This is a genomic window from Methylobacterium sp. WL69 (assembly GCF_008039485.1).
Taxonomy (GTDB): Bacteria; Pseudomonadota; Alphaproteobacteria; order Rhizobiales; family Beijerinckiaceae; genus Methylobacterium.
In genome coordinates this window covers 15,408-29,423 of record NZ_VRUZ01000046.1, presented here as the reverse complement: position 1 = coordinate 29,423, position 14,016 = coordinate 15,408, and the positions used below count along the sequence as shown (strand labels likewise).

Annotated in this window: 18 protein-coding genes; 6 read left to right on the top strand and 12 right to left on the bottom strand. The window is 69.7% G+C overall.

Annotation, left to right across the window (positions count from 1 at the left end; all coding sequences use genetic code 11):
• Positions 1-439 (bottom strand): helix-turn-helix domain-containing protein (locus tag FV218_RS13725; protein ID WP_147710144.1); only part of this gene is annotated, 439 nt, incomplete at its 3' end.
• Between the two features lie 281 nt (positions 440-720).
• Between FV218_RS13725 and FV218_RS13720 the strand changes: the two genes are divergently transcribed.
• From FV218_RS13720 to FV218_RS13710, 3 genes are all read left to right on the top strand, one after another.
• Positions 721-1,608, top strand: a complete 888-nt coding sequence (locus FV218_RS13720) for a branched-chain amino acid aminotransferase (RefSeq protein WP_147710139.1) — start codon at positions 721-723, stop codon at positions 1,606-1,608.
• A 98-nt stretch (positions 1,609-1,706) separates the two neighbouring features.
• Positions 1,707-1,958: a DUF3072 domain-containing protein gene (locus FV218_RS13715; protein WP_147710138.1), complete on the top strand. Its 252-nt coding sequence runs from the start codon at positions 1,707-1,709 to the stop codon at positions 1,956-1,958.
• A gap of 215 nt (positions 1,959-2,173) precedes the next feature.
• Positions 2,174-2,401, top strand: coding sequence for a Flp family type IVb pilin (locus tag FV218_RS13710; protein WP_147710137.1), 228 nt, complete (start codon positions 2,174-2,176; stop codon positions 2,399-2,401).
• A 10-nt stretch (positions 2,402-2,411) separates the two neighbouring features.
• Here FV218_RS13710 and FV218_RS13705 read toward each other — a convergent pair whose 3' ends face one another.
• Entirely contained in the window at positions 2,412-3,194 is a 783-nt protein-coding gene (locus tag FV218_RS13705) for a DUF937 domain-containing protein (protein WP_147710136.1), read from the bottom strand.
• A gap of 190 nt (positions 3,195-3,384) precedes the next feature.
• Here FV218_RS13705 and sfsA point away from each other — a divergent pair, with 190 nt between their 5' ends.
• Positions 3,385-4,095: a DNA/RNA nuclease SfsA gene (gene sfsA / locus FV218_RS13700; protein ID WP_147710135.1), complete on the top strand. Its 711-nt coding sequence runs from the start codon at positions 3,385-3,387 to the stop codon at positions 4,093-4,095.
• A gap of 6 nt (positions 4,096-4,101) precedes the next feature.
• Here sfsA and FV218_RS13695 read toward each other — a convergent pair whose 3' ends face one another.
• The gene (locus FV218_RS13695) at positions 4,102-4,932 is read right to left on the bottom strand and encodes an FkbM family methyltransferase (RefSeq protein WP_147710134.1); all 831 of its coding nucleotides are present in this window, start codon (positions 4,930-4,932) and stop codon (positions 4,102-4,104) included.
• 125 nt (positions 4,933-5,057) lie between these two features.
• On the opposite strand from FV218_RS13695, the gene FV218_RS13690 reads away from it, so the two are divergent.
• The gene (locus FV218_RS13690) at positions 5,058-5,822 is read left to right on the top strand and encodes an alpha/beta fold hydrolase (protein ID WP_147710133.1); all 765 of its coding nucleotides are present in this window, start codon (positions 5,058-5,060) and stop codon (positions 5,820-5,822) included.
• 209 nt (positions 5,823-6,031) lie between these two features.
• Here the strand turns inward: FV218_RS13690 and FV218_RS13685 are convergent, their stop codons facing one another.
• From FV218_RS13685 to FV218_RS13645, 9 genes are all read right to left on the bottom strand, one after another.
• Positions 6,032-6,793 carry an ABC transporter permease gene (locus FV218_RS13685; protein WP_056092448.1) on the bottom strand — a complete coding sequence of 254 codons (762 nt, stop codon included), beginning with the start codon at positions 6,791-6,793 and terminating at the stop codon, positions 6,032-6,034.
• Complete coding sequence (locus FV218_RS13680) at positions 6,790-7,713, bottom strand: ABC transporter ATP-binding protein (protein WP_056092445.1); 924 nt, start codon at positions 7,711-7,713, stop codon at positions 6,790-6,792. The genes FV218_RS13685 and FV218_RS13680 overlap by 4 nt, the downstream gene beginning before the upstream one ends.
• A gap of 117 nt (positions 7,714-7,830) precedes the next feature.
• The gene (locus FV218_RS13675; protein WP_187273059.1) at positions 7,831-8,316 is read right to left on the bottom strand and encodes an ATP F0F1 synthase subunit B; all 486 of its coding nucleotides are present in this window, start codon (positions 8,314-8,316) and stop codon (positions 7,831-7,833) included.
• A gap of 112 nt (positions 8,317-8,428) precedes the next feature.
• Positions 8,429-8,992 (bottom strand): F0F1 ATP synthase subunit B', encoded by a 564-nt coding sequence (locus tag FV218_RS13670; RefSeq protein ID WP_147710132.1) that lies wholly within the window; start codon positions 8,990-8,992, stop codon positions 8,429-8,431.
• Between the two features lie 125 nt (positions 8,993-9,117).
• A complete protein-coding gene (locus FV218_RS13665) occupies positions 9,118-9,345 on the bottom strand; it encodes a F0F1 ATP synthase subunit C (protein WP_018044493.1) in 228 nt (75 codons plus the stop codon).
• Between the two features lie 109 nt (positions 9,346-9,454).
• The gene (locus FV218_RS13660) at positions 9,455-10,210 is read right to left on the bottom strand and encodes a F0F1 ATP synthase subunit A (protein ID WP_056092437.1); all 756 of its coding nucleotides are present in this window, start codon (positions 10,208-10,210) and stop codon (positions 9,455-9,457) included.
• A gap of 85 nt (positions 10,211-10,295) precedes the next feature.
• Complete coding sequence (locus tag FV218_RS13655; RefSeq protein WP_056092434.1) at positions 10,296-10,670, bottom strand: AtpZ/AtpI family protein; 375 nt, start codon at positions 10,668-10,670, stop codon at positions 10,296-10,298.
• Positions 10,671-10,841: 171 nt separating this feature from the next.
• Positions 10,842-11,498, bottom strand: coding sequence for a thioredoxin domain-containing protein (locus FV218_RS13650; RefSeq protein WP_056092431.1), 657 nt, complete (start codon positions 11,496-11,498; stop codon positions 10,842-10,844).
• A gap of 103 nt (positions 11,499-11,601) precedes the next feature.
• Positions 11,602-12,099 carry a DUF721 domain-containing protein gene (locus tag FV218_RS13645; protein ID WP_056092428.1) on the bottom strand — a complete coding sequence of 166 codons (498 nt, stop codon included), beginning with the start codon at positions 12,097-12,099 and terminating at the stop codon, positions 11,602-11,604.
• Positions 12,100-12,304: 205 nt separating this feature from the next.
• On the opposite strand from FV218_RS13645, the gene mutY reads away from it, so the two are divergent.
• Positions 12,305-13,594, top strand: coding sequence for an A/G-specific adenine glycosylase (mutY, locus tag FV218_RS13640; RefSeq protein WP_246685119.1), 1,290 nt, complete (start codon positions 12,305-12,307; stop codon positions 13,592-13,594).
• Positions 13,595-14,016: the final 422 nt, after the last annotated feature.

Genomic DNA, 14,016 nt, shown 5'->3' with positions numbered 1-14,016 from the left:
CCTCCGAACCCCCGCCCTCCGAAACCCCGGCCTCGGAAGTCCCTTCTTCCGGATCGGCCAGCGCCCGCGTCACCCGGCGGGTCTGCACGCGGATGAGGTCGCCGGCCAGGGCGGTGCCGCGCGCCGTGCAGAACAGCAGCCGCTGGCGCCGGTCGCTCGTCCCGGTCTTCTGGACGATGTAGTCCTGCTCGATGAGGTCCTTGAGCACCCGGTTCAGACTCTGCTTCGTGATCCGCAGGATATCGAGGAGTTCGGCGATGGTCAGGCCCGGATAGCGGTCGACGAAGTGCAGCACCCGGTGGTGCGCCCGGCCGAACCCGTATTGCGCCAGGATGCGGTCGGGGTCACCGACGAAATCGCGATAGGCGAAGAACAGCAGCTCGATGAGGTCGTCGCCGGGGCTCTCGGTGGCGGTGCTCCCGATCGCGGCGTTCTCGATCGCAGGGTTCTCGGCCGGGGCGTTCTCGATCGCAGGGTTCTCGGCCGGGGCGTTCTCGGTGGCGGGGAGGGTCACGTCGGGAGCGGCCTCGGTTTATGTCAGTGTTATTGACATATTTCAGGCGCGTTGCTACCCGTCAAGCCTTCCGGTAGGGCGTCCCGACCCGCAGCCTGTTCCGTTTCCGGGCCCGTTACGATTCCCGGCCTGTTCCGCCGCCCGACCTCCCCACACCCATCTGACGCCGGCTTCGAGGGCAAGCCCGCGTGTCGAGGAAGCCGACCATGTCCCTGATCCCGTTCGACGCGCGCGAGGGCACCATCTGGTACGATGGCGCGATGGTGCCGTGGAAGGACGCCAAGATCCACGTGCTCTCCCACGGCCTGCATTACGGCTCGTCGGTGTTCGAGGGCGAGCGGGCCTACGGGGGGCGCATCTTCAAGAGCCGCGAGCACGCGGAGCGCCTGCTGCGCTCGGCCGAACTGCTCGACTTCAAAATCCCCTACACGGCCGACGCGATCGAGGCGGCCAAGGACCTCGTCCTCAAGACCAGCGGGCTCACGGACGCGTATCTGCGCCCGGTGGCCTGGCGCGGCTCGGAGATGATGGGCGTGGCGGCCCAGAACAACACCATCCACCTCGCCATCGCCGCCTGGGAATGGCCGAGCTACTTCGATCCCGAGACCAAGATGAAGGGCATCCGCCTCGACATCGCCGATTATCGCCGGCCCGACCCCCGCACCGCCCCATCGAGCTCGAAGGCGGCGGGCCTCTACATGATCTGCACCATCTCCAAGCACCGGGCCGAGAACAAGGGCTACGCCGACGCCCTCATGCTCGACTGGGAGGACAACGTCGCCGAGTGCACCGGCGCCAACGTGTTCTTCGTCCGCGACGGTGTGCTGCACACGCCGCTCGCCGACCGCTTCCTCAACGGCATCACCCGCCAGACGGTGATCGAGCTGGCCCGCCGCCGGGGCGTCGACGTGGTCGAGCGGCGCATCCTGCCGGCCGAGCTCGAAGGCTTCTCGGAATGCTTCATCACCGGGTCGGCCGCCGAGGTGACGCCGGTGTCGGAGATCGGCCCGTACCGGTTCGTGCCGGCGTCCCTGACCAAGACCTTGATGGACGACTACACCGCCGAGGTTCAGCCGAAGGCCGTCGCGGCCTGATCGCCTCCGTTCCGCCCGGCTCCGAATGGGCCGGGCGGAACGGAACCTCGGCCCCGGGCCCGCGTTCGCTTGGAACATTCCATGAACGCGAGGCGACCATGACCAAGGCTGCGCAGAAGGCCGTCGACACCGACGAGACCAATCCGAAGATCGACCCGAAGGACACCTCGAACCAGATCAAGGACCCGAGCGAGTGGACCACGGGCGGCGAGCCGATGACGGGCGCCCAGGCCTCCTACCTCAAGACCCTGTCGGAGCAGGCCAAGGACCCCGAGGCCTTCGAGCCGGACCTCGACAAGGCGGAAGCGTCCCAGCGCATCGACGCCCTGCGCAAGGAAACCGGCAAGTAGAGTGAGGCTCGTCGAGGCGCGGATCGCCCTTCCGGCCACCGTGTGCGAAACCACCGCCGGGGCGCCGGCGGGGTGTTTCGCTAAAGGTGCGAAGCCGGCTTTCGCAAGCCGGCTTCCGACGAATACGGCCAAGATTCCAGGATGGGTTTAAGCCCCCGGCAACGGACCGCGGCCTATGGTCGGCGGCTTCGATCTGACTGGGGAACCTTCGAACGATGGCACGCGGATCGGACGAAGGTGAGGGCGCCCTCGGCGCTGGTGGGACCCGGTCGGTCCGGCGAACCCACGCACGGTTCGCCGGGGACGAGGGCGGCACCACGGCGGTGGAATACACCCTCATCGCCGGTTTCATCGGCCTCGCCCTCATCGCGGGCATGCGGATCTACTCGGACAAGATAGTTCTGGTCTACCAGACCCTCGCCGCAGCGATGACGCCGCCCTGATCGGACCGCCTCAGCGGTCGCGGCCCCCGACCTTCGGCGACGGGCCGCCGTCCTGTCCGCCCGTGCGATCCCCCTCCTGCCAGAACGTATCGAACAGGGACTGCATCGCCTTGGCGTTCTCCTGCTGAACGTCGAGGCCGGTCTGGAACATCTGCTGGAACAGCTCGAACGGGGCCGCATCGTTGGTGGGCCGGGCGGCGGGCGACGCGCCGAGCCGCGTCGTGCGGGCGGCGCCCCGTGACGGTGCGGGCCGGGCGGCGGGCGATTTCGACGCGGCGGGTTTCGGCGCGAGGGCGCCGCCCGCATTCATGAAGGCGTTGACCATGTCGGTCCAGTAGGGGTTCGGGGGGAATCCGAACGCGTTCGGCGCGGGCGCCGGAGCGGCGGCCTGCGGCGTCTGGTTGACCATCACGTGGACGATGCCGGCGACGATCATCCCGGCCATCACCGGCAGCATCTGCTTGAGGACCGGCGTGGCGATGCCGCTCGCCCCCGCCGCCTGCTGGAGGACCGCCTGGCTCAGATGCGGCGAGCCGAAGAGCTGGCTCACCAGCATGTCCATCTGCGGCGAGGCCGAGGCGCGCGGTGCCGTGGCGCCGGCCCCCGCGAGGCTGAACAGGTGCGCGAACCCCGTCGGGTCGTTGGCGGCGTTGCGCTGGAGTCCCATGCTGAAGGCGGGCAGCAGCGCCTCCATGGCCCGCCGGGTCTGGTCCTGCGACAGGCCGAACTGCTGTCCGAAGCCCTGAGCGCCCGGACCGGCCTGCGCCTGGAGGATATCGAACAGGTTGAACATGGGAGCCTCGTGGACGGACGGGTGGCGCCGCTCCGGGTCGGGTTCGCGGTCATGCGGCCCCAAGTCTGTCGCATCGCCGGTTGACTTACCAGCCCGCCGGCGGCGATGCCCCCTCCCGAACGCCGGGAATGACCGCCCGGGCCGGGATTTCCGGCCGAAATCCGCCGCCGCCGTTCGATCAGGTGACCCGATGCGCTTTCCCGCGCCCCTCATTCCCGCGCGCCTGGTGCGGCGCTACAAGCGCTTCCTCGCCGACATGGAGCTCGCGGACGGCAGCGTGGTCACGGCGCATTGCGCCAATCCGGGGGCGATGCTCGGCCTCCTGGCACCGGGCGCCCGCACGCTCCTGTCCGCCTCCACCAACCCCGCGCGAAAACTCGGCTTCTCGTGGGAGCTGGTGGAGGCCGACCTCGCCGGCGGGCGGCAATGGGTCGGCATCGACACCCAGCGCCCCAACGCCCTGGTGGCGGAGGCCTTCGCGGCCGGTGCCCTGCCGCAGCTCGCCGCCTACACGAGCCTGAAGCCGGAGGTCCGCTACGCGAAAGCGAGCCGCGTCGACTTCCTGGCCCAGGGGGAGGGGCTGGTGCCCTGCCACGTCGAGGTGAAGAACTGCCACCTCCTGCGCACGCCCGGGCTGGCCGAGTTCCCCGACTGCACGGCGGCCCGCAGCGCCCGGCACATGGCCGATCTCGCCGGGGTGGTGGCGGAGGGCGGCCGGGCCATGCTCATCGTCGTGGTCCAGATGCGGGCGGAGCGCTTCGACGTCGCCCGCGACATCGACCCGGCCTTCGACGCCGCCTTCCGGGCCGCCCGCGCCGCCGGAGTCGCGGTCCACGCCCACCTCTGCCGGGTCGATCCCGACGGCGTCACCCTCGCGGAGGCGATCCCCGTCGTCGGGTGACCCGCCTTACGCCGTCCGCTCGAAGATGAGATTCAGGCGGGTGCGGGCCAGGAGCCGGTAGCCGTTGGCCTCCAGCAGGGCCGGCAGGTCGATCTGCCACTGGGCGGTGCCGTTCTCGACGAGCAGCAGGCGCGGATGCAGGGAGACCGGCGCGCTGCGGAAGAACGGCTCGAGGATGAGATCCTCGGCGCCCTCGACGTCGAGCTTGATGGCGTCGATGCGGGTGATGCCCTCGCCCTGGGCGAGGTCGAGCAGGGTGACGGCCGGCACGCGGATCTGCGCGCCCTCGTTGGTGCCGACGATCTTCAGGCTCGATTCGCCGCGGTTGCGCGGATCGACGAACAGGGTGAGCTCGCCGGCCTTGTCGGCCACCGCGCAGGCCACGGCCTTGACCGTGCCGAACGGGTTCTGGGCGATGTTGTAGGTCAGCCGGTCGAACACGTCGGGCTGGGGCTCGACGGCGAGGATGCGGGCGCGCGGGCCGGCGAAGGCCGCCACGAACAGGGCGTAGGCGCCGATGTTGGCGCCGATGTCGAGGAAGGTGCAGCCGGGTTCGAGGCGGGCCCGGAGAAGCGCGCGCTCCTCGGGATCGAAGAATTGCGGCGTGAACAGCACCTTCTTCTCGCAATTGTTGTTGTACGGGTAGAGCCTCATCCGGGCGCCGTAGCGCTCCACGTCGAGGGGGCGCCCGCGCAGGAGGCCGATGCCGACCCGGCGCAGGAACAGGGCGAGGCGCCGGGCGCCCCAGCTCCCGTAGGAGAGGCGGCCCGTGCGCTCGGCGATGCGCGCGACGAGGCCGGTGGGGGCATAGGTGCCGTAGGGCTGGGTGTCCTTCATCGCCGGGGGTGATGCCAGCCCGATCCGGCCGGGGCAAGCGCCGGCTCCATCCCGGGGCTTCCCTCCATCGCCGGGGCGGACCACAAGGGCATCAATCCCACCCGCTGCCGTACCCCGAGCGTGCCATGCAGACTTTCCTCTCCGACGGCGTCCGCATCGCCTACCTCGACACGCCCGCCGAGCAGGGCGCCGGCGATCCGATCCTGCTGATCCACGGCTTCGCCTCGAACCACGCCGTGAACTGGGTCAACACCCAGTGGGTCAAGACCCTGGCGAAGGCCGGGCGCCGGGTGATCGCCCTCGACAACCGCGGCCACGGCGAGAGCCAGAAGCTCTACGATCCGGAGGCCTACGGCTCCGACCTCATGGCCCAGGACGCCGCCCGGCTCCTCGACCATCTCGGCATCGCACGGGCCGACGTCATGGGCTATTCCATGGGCGCGCGCATCGCGGCCTACCTCGCCCTGGACGACGGCCCCCGCGTGCGCTCCCTCCTCCTCGGCGGCCTCGGCCTGCACCTCGTCGAGGGCAGGGGCCTGCCCGACGGCATCGCCGAGGCCCTGGAGGCGGAGCCCGGCGCGCCGGCCCCGAACCCCACGGCCGCCGCCTTCCGCACCTTCGCCGAGCAGACCAAGAGCGATCTGCGGGCGCTCGCCGCCTGCATGCGCGGCTCGCGCCAGACCCTGTCGCGGGCCGAGGTCGCCGAGATCCGGGTGCCGACCCTGGTGACCGTCGGCACCCTCGACACGGTCTCGGGCCCCGGGCCGGCCCTCGTGGCCCTCATGCCCAACGCCCAGTCGCTGGAGCTGCCGAACCGCGACCACAGCACGGCGGTGGGCGACCGGGGGCACCGCACGGGCGTGCTCGCGTTCCTCGACGGGCGCGCCTGATACGATTTCCAAGCCGGTCACTTCGGATCAAGGCATCGCCACCGGCCCCCTCTCCTGGAAGGAGAGGGTTGGGGTGAGGTGTGTGGGCTCTCCGAAAAGGTCCCACACCTCACCCTGTCCCTCTCCTTTCAGGAGAGGGAACCCGTGCTTCATCGCATCGCCTCGTGATACGCCCGATCGACCGTACCGATGGGCTGGAAACGCCACGATCAGCTCTTCAGACGATACCCCGTGCGAAAGATCCAGGTGACGCCGGCGAGGCACAGGGCGAGGAAGACCAGGGCCATGGCCAGGCTCACCCCGATGCTCACGTCGGAATTGCCGAAGAACGCCCAGCGGAACCCGCTGATGAGGTAGACCACGGGGTTGGCGAGGCTGAGGGTCCGCCACACCGGAGGCAGCATGTCGATGGAGTAGAAGCTGCCGCCGAGGAAGGTCAGGGGCGTGACGATGAGCAGGGGCACGAGCTGCAGCCGCTCGAACCCGTCCGCCCACAGGCCGATGAGGAAGCCGAACAGGCTGAACGTCACCGCCGTGAGCAGCAGGAAGCCCACCATCACGAACGGGTGCTCGATGCGGATGGGGACGAACAGGGTCGCGGTGGCGAGGATGATCAGGGCGATGAGGATCGATTTCGAGGCCGCCGCGCCGACGTAGCCGAGCACGATCTCCAGGGGCGACACCGGCGCCGACAGGATCTCGTAGATCGTGCCGGCGAAGCGCGGGAAGTAGATGCCGAACGAGGCGTTGGCGATGCTCTGGGTCAGGAGCGAGAGCATCATCAGGCCGGGCACGATGAAGGCGCCGTAGGCGATGCCGTCGACGGAGGCCATGCGCGAGCCGATGGCGGCGCCGAACACCACGAAGTAGAGCGCCGTGGCAATGACCGGGGCGACGATGCTCTGCAGGGCCGTGCGCCAGAAGCGGGCCATCTCGAAGCGGTAGAGAGCGCGGACCGCGTACCAGTTCATGCGCGTTCCTTCACGAGGTCGACGAAGATGTCCTCCAGGGAGGATTGCTTGGTGTCGAGGTCGCGAAAGCCGATGCCGGCCCGGGCGATGTCGGCGAGCAGCCCCGTGAGGGCCGCGTCGGCTTTCGTGTCGTAGGTGTAGACGAGGTCGCGCCCGCCCTGCGTCAGTTCGAGGTGGTGGCCGGACAGGGCCGGGGGGACCTCGGACAGCGGGGCGTCGAGGTGCAGGGTGAGCTGCTTCTTGCCGAGCTTGCGCATGAGCTCGGCCTTGTCCTCCACCAGGATGATCTCGCCGTTGCGGATGACGCCGACCCGGTCGGCCATCTCCTCGGCCTCGTCGATGTAGTGGGTGGTGAGGATGATGGTGACGCCCTGATCGCGCAGGCGGCGCACGAGGCGCCACATGTCCTGGCGCAGCGCCACGTCGACGCCGGCGGTGGGCTCGTCGAGGAACAGGATCTGCGGCTCGTGCGCCAGCGCCTTGGCGATGAGCACGCGCCGCTTCATGCCCCCCGACAGGGTCATGATCCGGCTGTCCTTCTTGTCCCACAGGGACAGGTCGCGCAGGACCCGCTCGATATGGGCCGGATCGGGGGGAAGGCCGAACAGGCCCCGGCTGAAGCCGGTGGTCGCCCACACGGTCTCGAACGCGTCGGTGGTGAGCTCCTGCGGCACGAGGCCGATCTTGCGCCGGGCGGCCTTGTAGTCCGTGTCGATGCAGTGCCCGTCGACGCGGATGCTGCCTTCGCTCGCCGTGACGATGCCGCAGACGATGCTGATCAGGGTGGTCTTGCCGGCCCCGTTGGGGCCGAGCAGGGCAAAGATCTCGCCCTTGTGGATGTCGAGGGAGATGGATTTCAGGGCGGCGTGCCCGGTGGCGTAGACCTTGGACAGGTTGGCGATGGAAATGATCGGCGGCATCGGGTCTCCGCTGGGGGGCGTGCGCGTCGGCCGGCTTCTAGCACGCCCGGCCGGGGGCGTCCGACAAACGAAAAAGCCGCCTCGCGGCGGCTTCCTCGTCGGTCGGTGGGGCTGGGGTCAGGCCTGGAGGCGGGTGCGGACCTCGCCGAGGCTCCGGCGGACCAGATCCTGGGCGGCGTCGCCCTGCATGCGCTCGCGCAGGATCACTTCCGAGACCTTCACGGCCGCGTCGGCGGCGGCGGCGCGGACCTGGGCGGTGGCCTGGACCTCGGCCTGGGCGATCTTGGTCTCGGCGGACTTGGTGCGGCGGGCGATGAACTCGTTCAGGCGGGCATGGCCCTCGTCGGCGATGCGCTGGGCCTCGGCGCGGGCGCCCGAGACGATGGCCTCGGCCTCGGCCTCCGCGGACGCGCGACGCTTCTTGTAGTCGGCGAGCACGCCCGCCGCTTCCTCGCGCAGGCGGCGGGCCTCGTCGAGCTCGGCGCGGACGCGCTTGGCCCGGCCGTCGAGGCCGTTGGTGATCTGGTTGAAGCCACCGACCTTCCAGACCAGGGCCATGAACAGCACGAAGGCGACTGCGACCCAGAATTCGGCTTCCAACAACATGCTCGTCGTCCCAACTCGCTGGCGCCCGAACCGGAGGACCGGCCTGGGCGAAGCCGTCACGGGCCCCGAGGGGCCGCCGGCCGGTAAGGTGTGTGGTGAGCGGACCCGCTCAGTGCGGGAGCGCGACGCTGTCGAGGGCCTTGGCGAGGGCGGCCTCGTCGGGCGAGCGGCCGGTCAGGCGCTCGACGATGGCCGAGGCCGTCTCGCCGGCGATGCCGCGGACGTTGCCCATGGCCTCGGCCGTGCGGCTGCGGATGGTGGCCTCGGCGCCGGCGATCTTGGCGTTCAGCTCGGATTCCAGCGCCTTGCGCTTGGTCTCGGCCTCCTGCGTCAGGGCCGTGCGGGTCTCCAGGGCGATGGCCTGGGCCTTGGCTTGGGCGTCGCTCAGGGACTTCTCGTAGGCGGCGCCGGCGGCGTCGGCCTCGGCCTTGAGGCGCTGGGCCTCGTCGAGGTCCGTCGACAGGCGCGTGGCGCGATCGTTCAGGATGGACTGGATGCGCGGCAGGGCGATCTTGTCCATGAGGTAGTAGAGCAGCCCGAAGGCGAGGGCGAGCCAGATGAGCTGGGACGCGAAGGTGTGGCTCTCGAAGGGCGGGAAGCCGCCGCCATGCTCGGAGGCCGGCGTCGCGGCGAAGCCTTCATGCGTTGCGGTCGGATGAGCCGGCTGAGCCATGACGTCCTTCGGTCGAATCGGGGGCGGTCAAATCAGGAAGGTGGGACCGGACGCGTCTCGCATCCCCTCGGGGGCGCCGCATCCCCTCGGGGACGCCGCGTCCGGTCCGGTATCGGTTCGCGGTCTTAGACGGCGAACAGGAGCAGCAGGGCGACGAGCAGCGAGAAGATGCCGAGCGCTTCCGTGAGGGCGAAGCCGAGGAGCAGGTTGCCGCGCTGGCCGTCGGCGGCCGACGGGTTGCGCAGGGCACCGGCGTAGAACTGGCCGAAGAGGTTGCCGAGGCCGATGGCGGCGCCCGCCATGCCGAGACAGGCGAGGCCGGCACCGATGTACTTGGCAGCTAAGGGATCCATCAAATTGCTCCTGGGGTCGGTTCGGTGTTGCGTGGAGAGAAATCCGGTCCGCGAGGGCGCACCGGGGACGGAAGGGGGCGTCCCGGCCTGGGGCCGGGATGACCCGGCCCTAGTGGCCGGGATGCAGCGCGTCGCTGAGGTAGATCGAAGCGAGCGTGGCGAAGACGTAGGCCTGCAGACCGGCCACGAGGAATTCGAGGGCGGTGACGGCGACGCTGAGCGCCAGGGGCAGGGGCGAGATCGCCCCCCAGGCGCCGGCGGCGAGCAGGGCCGGCACGAAGCCCGCGAAGATCTTGAGGGCAATGTGGCCGGCGAGCACGTTGGCGAACAGACGCACCGCGAGGCTGATGGGGCGCGAGATGAACGACACGATCTCGATGGCGACGATCATCGGCAGGAGCCAGCCGGGCACGCCGGAGGGCACGAACACCTTTAGGAACTTGGTGCCGTGGGCCATGAACCCGTAGACGATCACGGTGCCGATCACGAGGAAGGCCAGGGCGAAGGTGACGATGATGTGGCTGGTCACCGCGAAGGCGTAGGGGATCATGCCAAGCATGTTCAGCACGAGCACGAACATGAACAGCGAGAAGATCAGCGGCATGAACCGCTCGGAGCCGTGGCCGGCGGACTGGCGCAGGGTCGAGCCGATGAACTCGTAGAACACCTCGGCCATGGACTGCATGCGGCCCGGCACCACCGAGCGCTGCGCCGTCGCCACGATGGTGATCAGCGCGATGATCCCCACGGCGGCGAACATGTACAGGGACGACTGCGTGAACGCGATCTCCTGGTTGCCGATATGACCGAACGAGACGAGCGGCTTGAGCTCGAACTGGTGGATCGGATCCATCTTTACGGCCATTGCCGCTCCCGTCCTTCTGAAACCGAACGGGCCGAAGGCCCGCCACCACCGATTAGCCGCGCGAGCGGCGTTCTTGCCAGAACCGCTAGCGATCCTGTTCCTTCGTCGGCGCCTTCGAGAGGGCTCCCGAGACACGCATGACGTTGTAGACGCCGGTCAGGAAGCCCAGCATCAGCAGGACGATCAGGCCCCAGGGTTTCGTCCCCAGGAAATGATCGCACATCCAGCCGAGAATGCCCCCCGCCAGGACACCGGCGATGAACTCCGTGGAGAGCCGCATCGCCTGACCGAGAGGAGAGGGCCCGGTCGACGAACCGGAACGCGATGACGGACCGGGAGGGGCACTGGGCCGCTTCCGTTCGATCTGCGTCTCGAGACGTTTGAGCCTCTGGGAGAGGTCGTCGTCCCGCGCTTGCTCCCCGCCGGTGCCGCGCCCGTCCCCTGCGTCGTTGCCGCTCATACGCGAAAACTCACATTGGCGGGAGCGGAGGAACCGGCCGGGACGCCTCCTCCAAGCGGGCGGCAACATAGTTTCGCCCACCTTGAGTGTCAAGGCGACCCCGACTTGACTTAACGCATTGCACCCGCTGGCGAATTCGTCGTTTTGCCCCGGCGCGGAAAAAGCGATGGGTCAGGCGCCGAGAATCGGCTTGATCACCTTCTCCATGCCGTCGATGGACATCTCGCCGGTGTAGCGCTCGCCGTTGATGAAGAAGGTCGGCGTGGAATCGACCTTGAACGTGTCCATGCCGCGCTGCTTGACCGTGTTGATGGCCCCGTAGAGCTTCTGGTCCTTGAGGCAGGCCTCGAACTTGTCCTTCGAGAACCCGGCCTGGCGCAGCATCTGCTCCAGGGCGTCCACGGGCGATTGCGGCTTCTGCACGTAGGCCCAGGCCTGCTGCTGATCGAACAGCAGGTCGGTGATGGGGTAGTACTTCGCGTCGCCGTCGCAGCGCGCCAGCATGAAGGCGGCGGTGGCCAGGGGATCGAGGGGGAATTCCCGCAGGGTGAAGCGCACCTTGCCGGTGTCGATGTAGCGCTCCTTGAGCACCGGATACGTCGTCTTGTGGAAGGCGGCGCAGTGCGAACAGGTCATCGAGGCGTACTCGATGATCGTCACCTTGGCGTCCTTGGGGCCGAGCCAGACGTCGCCCAGGGGCCCGGGCTCCATGAGGGTCGAGAGATTCGCCCCGCCCTGCGCGAATGCGTCGAGGGTGAACCGGGGCAGGAGGGCCGCCGCGCCGATGGCGAGGCCGGTGGCTTTGAGGGCGTCGCGCCGGGTGATCATGGTCGTGACAGGCTCCGCGTGCGGGCGAACGGTTCGTCTGACGCCTGCGGTAGAATCTGCGGGCCGTCCTGACAAGGCGCGGGCGCCCGACTCCGCGTCCGACTCAGCGCCTGGGCACGGCTTTGTGGGCCGTGGCGACCACCGCCGTGCCGAGGCGGTCGAGGGCGTCGCGCAGGGCGTCGTCGTCGATGGTCCGGACCGCGAGCGCCACTTCGCCGCGGCGGACGGGATCGACCACGGGCGGCGGCACCGTCCGGCCGATGCGGTCGACCCGGCCCTGCCGCATGACGATCTTGGCGACGCAGGCCCAGCCGTAATGGGCGTTGACCCGCTGGATCACGATGGGAGCGAGGTGCTGGAGTTCGAGGGCGAACACCCCCTCCACCCGCACCACCAGGGTGCCGGGGTCGGGCCGGCCCTCTTCCTCGCGCCGGCGCCGGCGCGGCCATTCGAGCTTGGACGGCTGGCAGTAGCGCGCCAGGCGCTCGCCGACGATCTCGGGCCACGCCGCGAGGATGTCCGTGGAGGCGAAGCCCTGCGCGGCGAAGGCCGGGCCGATGCAGGCATCGAGCAGTTCGGCCAGGGGCTTGACCCGCGCCATGCGCACCTTTCCGCTCTCCCGCCGACGATCCACCCGGTATCGCGCCCGAATGGTTAGCACGGCGTTCCCTCACGCCGAAGGACCGGTTGGAGCCGTTGACCGGCCGGGGTAAGGACGGGCGCCCATGCCAGTGCCGAGCCCCGTGACCGACGCACGTTTCCCGAGCCCCAGGGCGCAAGATCTGCAAGCGCCGCAGGCCAAAGATCTGCAAGCGCCGCAGGCCATAGACCTGCTCGCCTGGTACGACCGGCACCGCCGCGTCCTGCCCTGGCGCGCCCTGCCGGGGCAGGCGCCGGACCCGTACCGGATCTGGCTCTCCGAGGTGATGCTGCAGCAGACCACCATCGCGGCGGTCAAACCCTATTTCCACAAGTTCCTGGAGCGGTTTCCGAGCATCGACGCCCTGGCGGCGGCGCCCGAGGAGGCGGTGATGTCGGCCTGGGCCGGGCTCGGCTACTATTCGCGGGCACGCAACCTCCACGCCTGCGCCAAGGCGGTGGCGGCGGCCGGCGCCTTTCCTGACACCCTCGTGGGCCTGAGGAAGCTTCCCGGCGTCGGCGCCTACACGGCCGGGGCCATCGCGGCCATCGCGTTCGACCGCCCGGAGGCGGCCGTCGACGGCAACGTCGAGCGGGTGATGACCCGGCTCTTTTCCATCGAGACCCTGATGCCCGCCGCCCGCGCCGAGGTCCGCGCGGTGACGCAGGATCTCGTGCCCAGCGACCGGCCCGGCGACTTCGCGCAGGCGGTGATGGATCTCGGCGCCACCATCTGCACGCCGAAGCGCCCGGCCTGCGCCCTGTGCCCGTGGATGGCCCCGTGCCGGGCCCGCGCCGCGGGGACGCAGGAGACGTTTCCGCGAAAGCTCAAGGCGGTGAAGGGCACCCTGCGCAGGGGCGCGGCCTTCGTGGCGGTCCGGGCCGGCGACGAGGCGATCCTCCTGCGCACCCGCCCGCCGGAAGGCCTGCTCGGTGCCATGGCCGAGCCGCCCATGAGCCCGTGGGAGCCGGATTACGACCCGGCCCGGGCGCTCCTCGACGCACCCCTCGACGCCCGCTGGAAGCGTCTGCCGGGCCTCGTCCGCCACGGCTTCACGCATTTCCCCCTGGAGCTGACGGTGTTTTTTTCCCGCGTGGCGTTGAGCACCCAGGCCCCCGCCGGCATGCGCTTCACGCCTCGGCGGGATCTGGACGACGAGCCCCTGCCGGGCGTGATGAAGAAGGTGCTGGCCCACGCCTTCGATCCGAAGCCGGACCCGGTGAAACGCGGGCGCCCGAAGGCCATGCGGGCAATGGCCGATACGCCGCTCTTCGCCGAACCGGAGGACGAGGCGCCCCCGCCGCCGCCGAGCTTCCGCCCGGTGCCGAAGCCGGCGCCCCGCGCCGTCGCGGCAGCGCCGGCCGAGGACGGGGAGGGGTTTTTCGAGGACCCGGACGAGGCGGCCCCGCCGGCGGTGGCGCGCAAGCGGGGACGGCCGAAGACGCGCGGGCGGTAGGGAACGAACCCTCCCCCTTTGCGCGCTGCGGACTCTCGCATCTGCCCGACGACTGTCTTCGAAAGCCACAGGAAGACCGCTTCAAGCACGCCGTGCTCCCTCTCCTGGAAGGCTACCGGATTCACACAACTGCGAATGGGCCGATCCCGTGCAGCGGCAGGCATCCGGATGCGGGCGGGAGGCGCACCGGGGCTCCCTCTCCTGGAAGGAGAGGGTTGGGGTGAGGTGTGGGACATCTCCGAATAGGTCACACACCTCACCCTGTCCCTCTCCTTCCAGGAGAGGGGACCTGCGCTGCCCGCGAGATGTGTGAATGCCGTAGCCTGGAAGGAGAGGGCTGGGGTGAGGTGTGGGACCTTTCGGAGAGTTCGCACACCTCACCCTGTCCCTCTCCTTCCAGGAGAGGGGACCCGCGCTGCCTG

Excerpts from the sequence above, each read along its gene's own strand:
- FV218_RS13720 (WP_147710139.1), top strand. The coding sequence starts at position 721 with ATGTCCCTGATCCCGTTCGACGCGCGCGAGGGCACCATCTGGTACGAT.
- FV218_RS13715 (WP_147710138.1), top strand. The coding sequence starts at position 1,707 with ATGACCAAGGCTGCGCAGAAGGCCGTCGACACCGACGAGACCAATCCG.
- FV218_RS13710 (WP_147710137.1), top strand. The coding sequence starts at position 2,174 with ATGGCACGCGGATCGGACGAAGGTGAGGGCGCCCTCGGCGCTGGTGGG.
- FV218_RS13705 (WP_147710136.1), bottom strand. The coding sequence starts at position 3,194 with ATGTTCAACCTGTTCGATATCCTCCAGGCGCAGGCCGGTCCGGGCGCT.
- sfsA (WP_147710135.1), top strand. The coding sequence starts at position 3,385 with ATGCGCTTTCCCGCGCCCCTCATTCCCGCGCGCCTGGTGCGGCGCTAC.
- FV218_RS13695 (WP_147710134.1), bottom strand. The coding sequence starts at position 4,932 with ATGAAGGACACCCAGCCCTACGGCACCTATGCCCCCACCGGCCTCGTC.
- FV218_RS13690 (WP_147710133.1), top strand. The coding sequence starts at position 5,058 with ATGCAGACTTTCCTCTCCGACGGCGTCCGCATCGCCTACCTCGACACG.
- FV218_RS13685 (WP_056092448.1), bottom strand. The coding sequence starts at position 6,793 with ATGAACTGGTACGCGGTCCGCGCTCTCTACCGCTTCGAGATGGCCCGC.
- FV218_RS13680 (WP_056092445.1), bottom strand. The coding sequence starts at position 7,713 with ATGCCGCCGATCATTTCCATCGCCAACCTGTCCAAGGTCTACGCCACC.
- FV218_RS13670 (WP_147710132.1), bottom strand. The coding sequence starts at position 8,992 with ATGGCTCAGCCGGCTCATCCGACCGCAACGCATGAAGGCTTCGCCGCG.
- FV218_RS13665 (WP_018044493.1), bottom strand. The coding sequence starts at position 9,345 with ATGGATCCCTTAGCTGCCAAGTACATCGGTGCCGGCCTCGCCTGTCTC.
- FV218_RS13660 (WP_056092437.1), bottom strand. The coding sequence starts at position 10,210 with ATGGCCGTAAAGATGGATCCGATCCACCAGTTCGAGCTCAAGCCGCTC.
- FV218_RS13655 (WP_056092434.1), bottom strand. The coding sequence starts at position 10,670 with ATGAGCGGCAACGACGCAGGGGACGGGCGCGGCACCGGCGGGGAGCAA.
- FV218_RS13650 (WP_056092431.1), bottom strand. The coding sequence starts at position 11,498 with ATGATCACCCGGCGCGACGCCCTCAAAGCCACCGGCCTCGCCATCGGC.
- FV218_RS13645 (WP_056092428.1), bottom strand. The coding sequence starts at position 12,099 with ATGGCGCGGGTCAAGCCCCTGGCCGAACTGCTCGATGCCTGCATCGGC.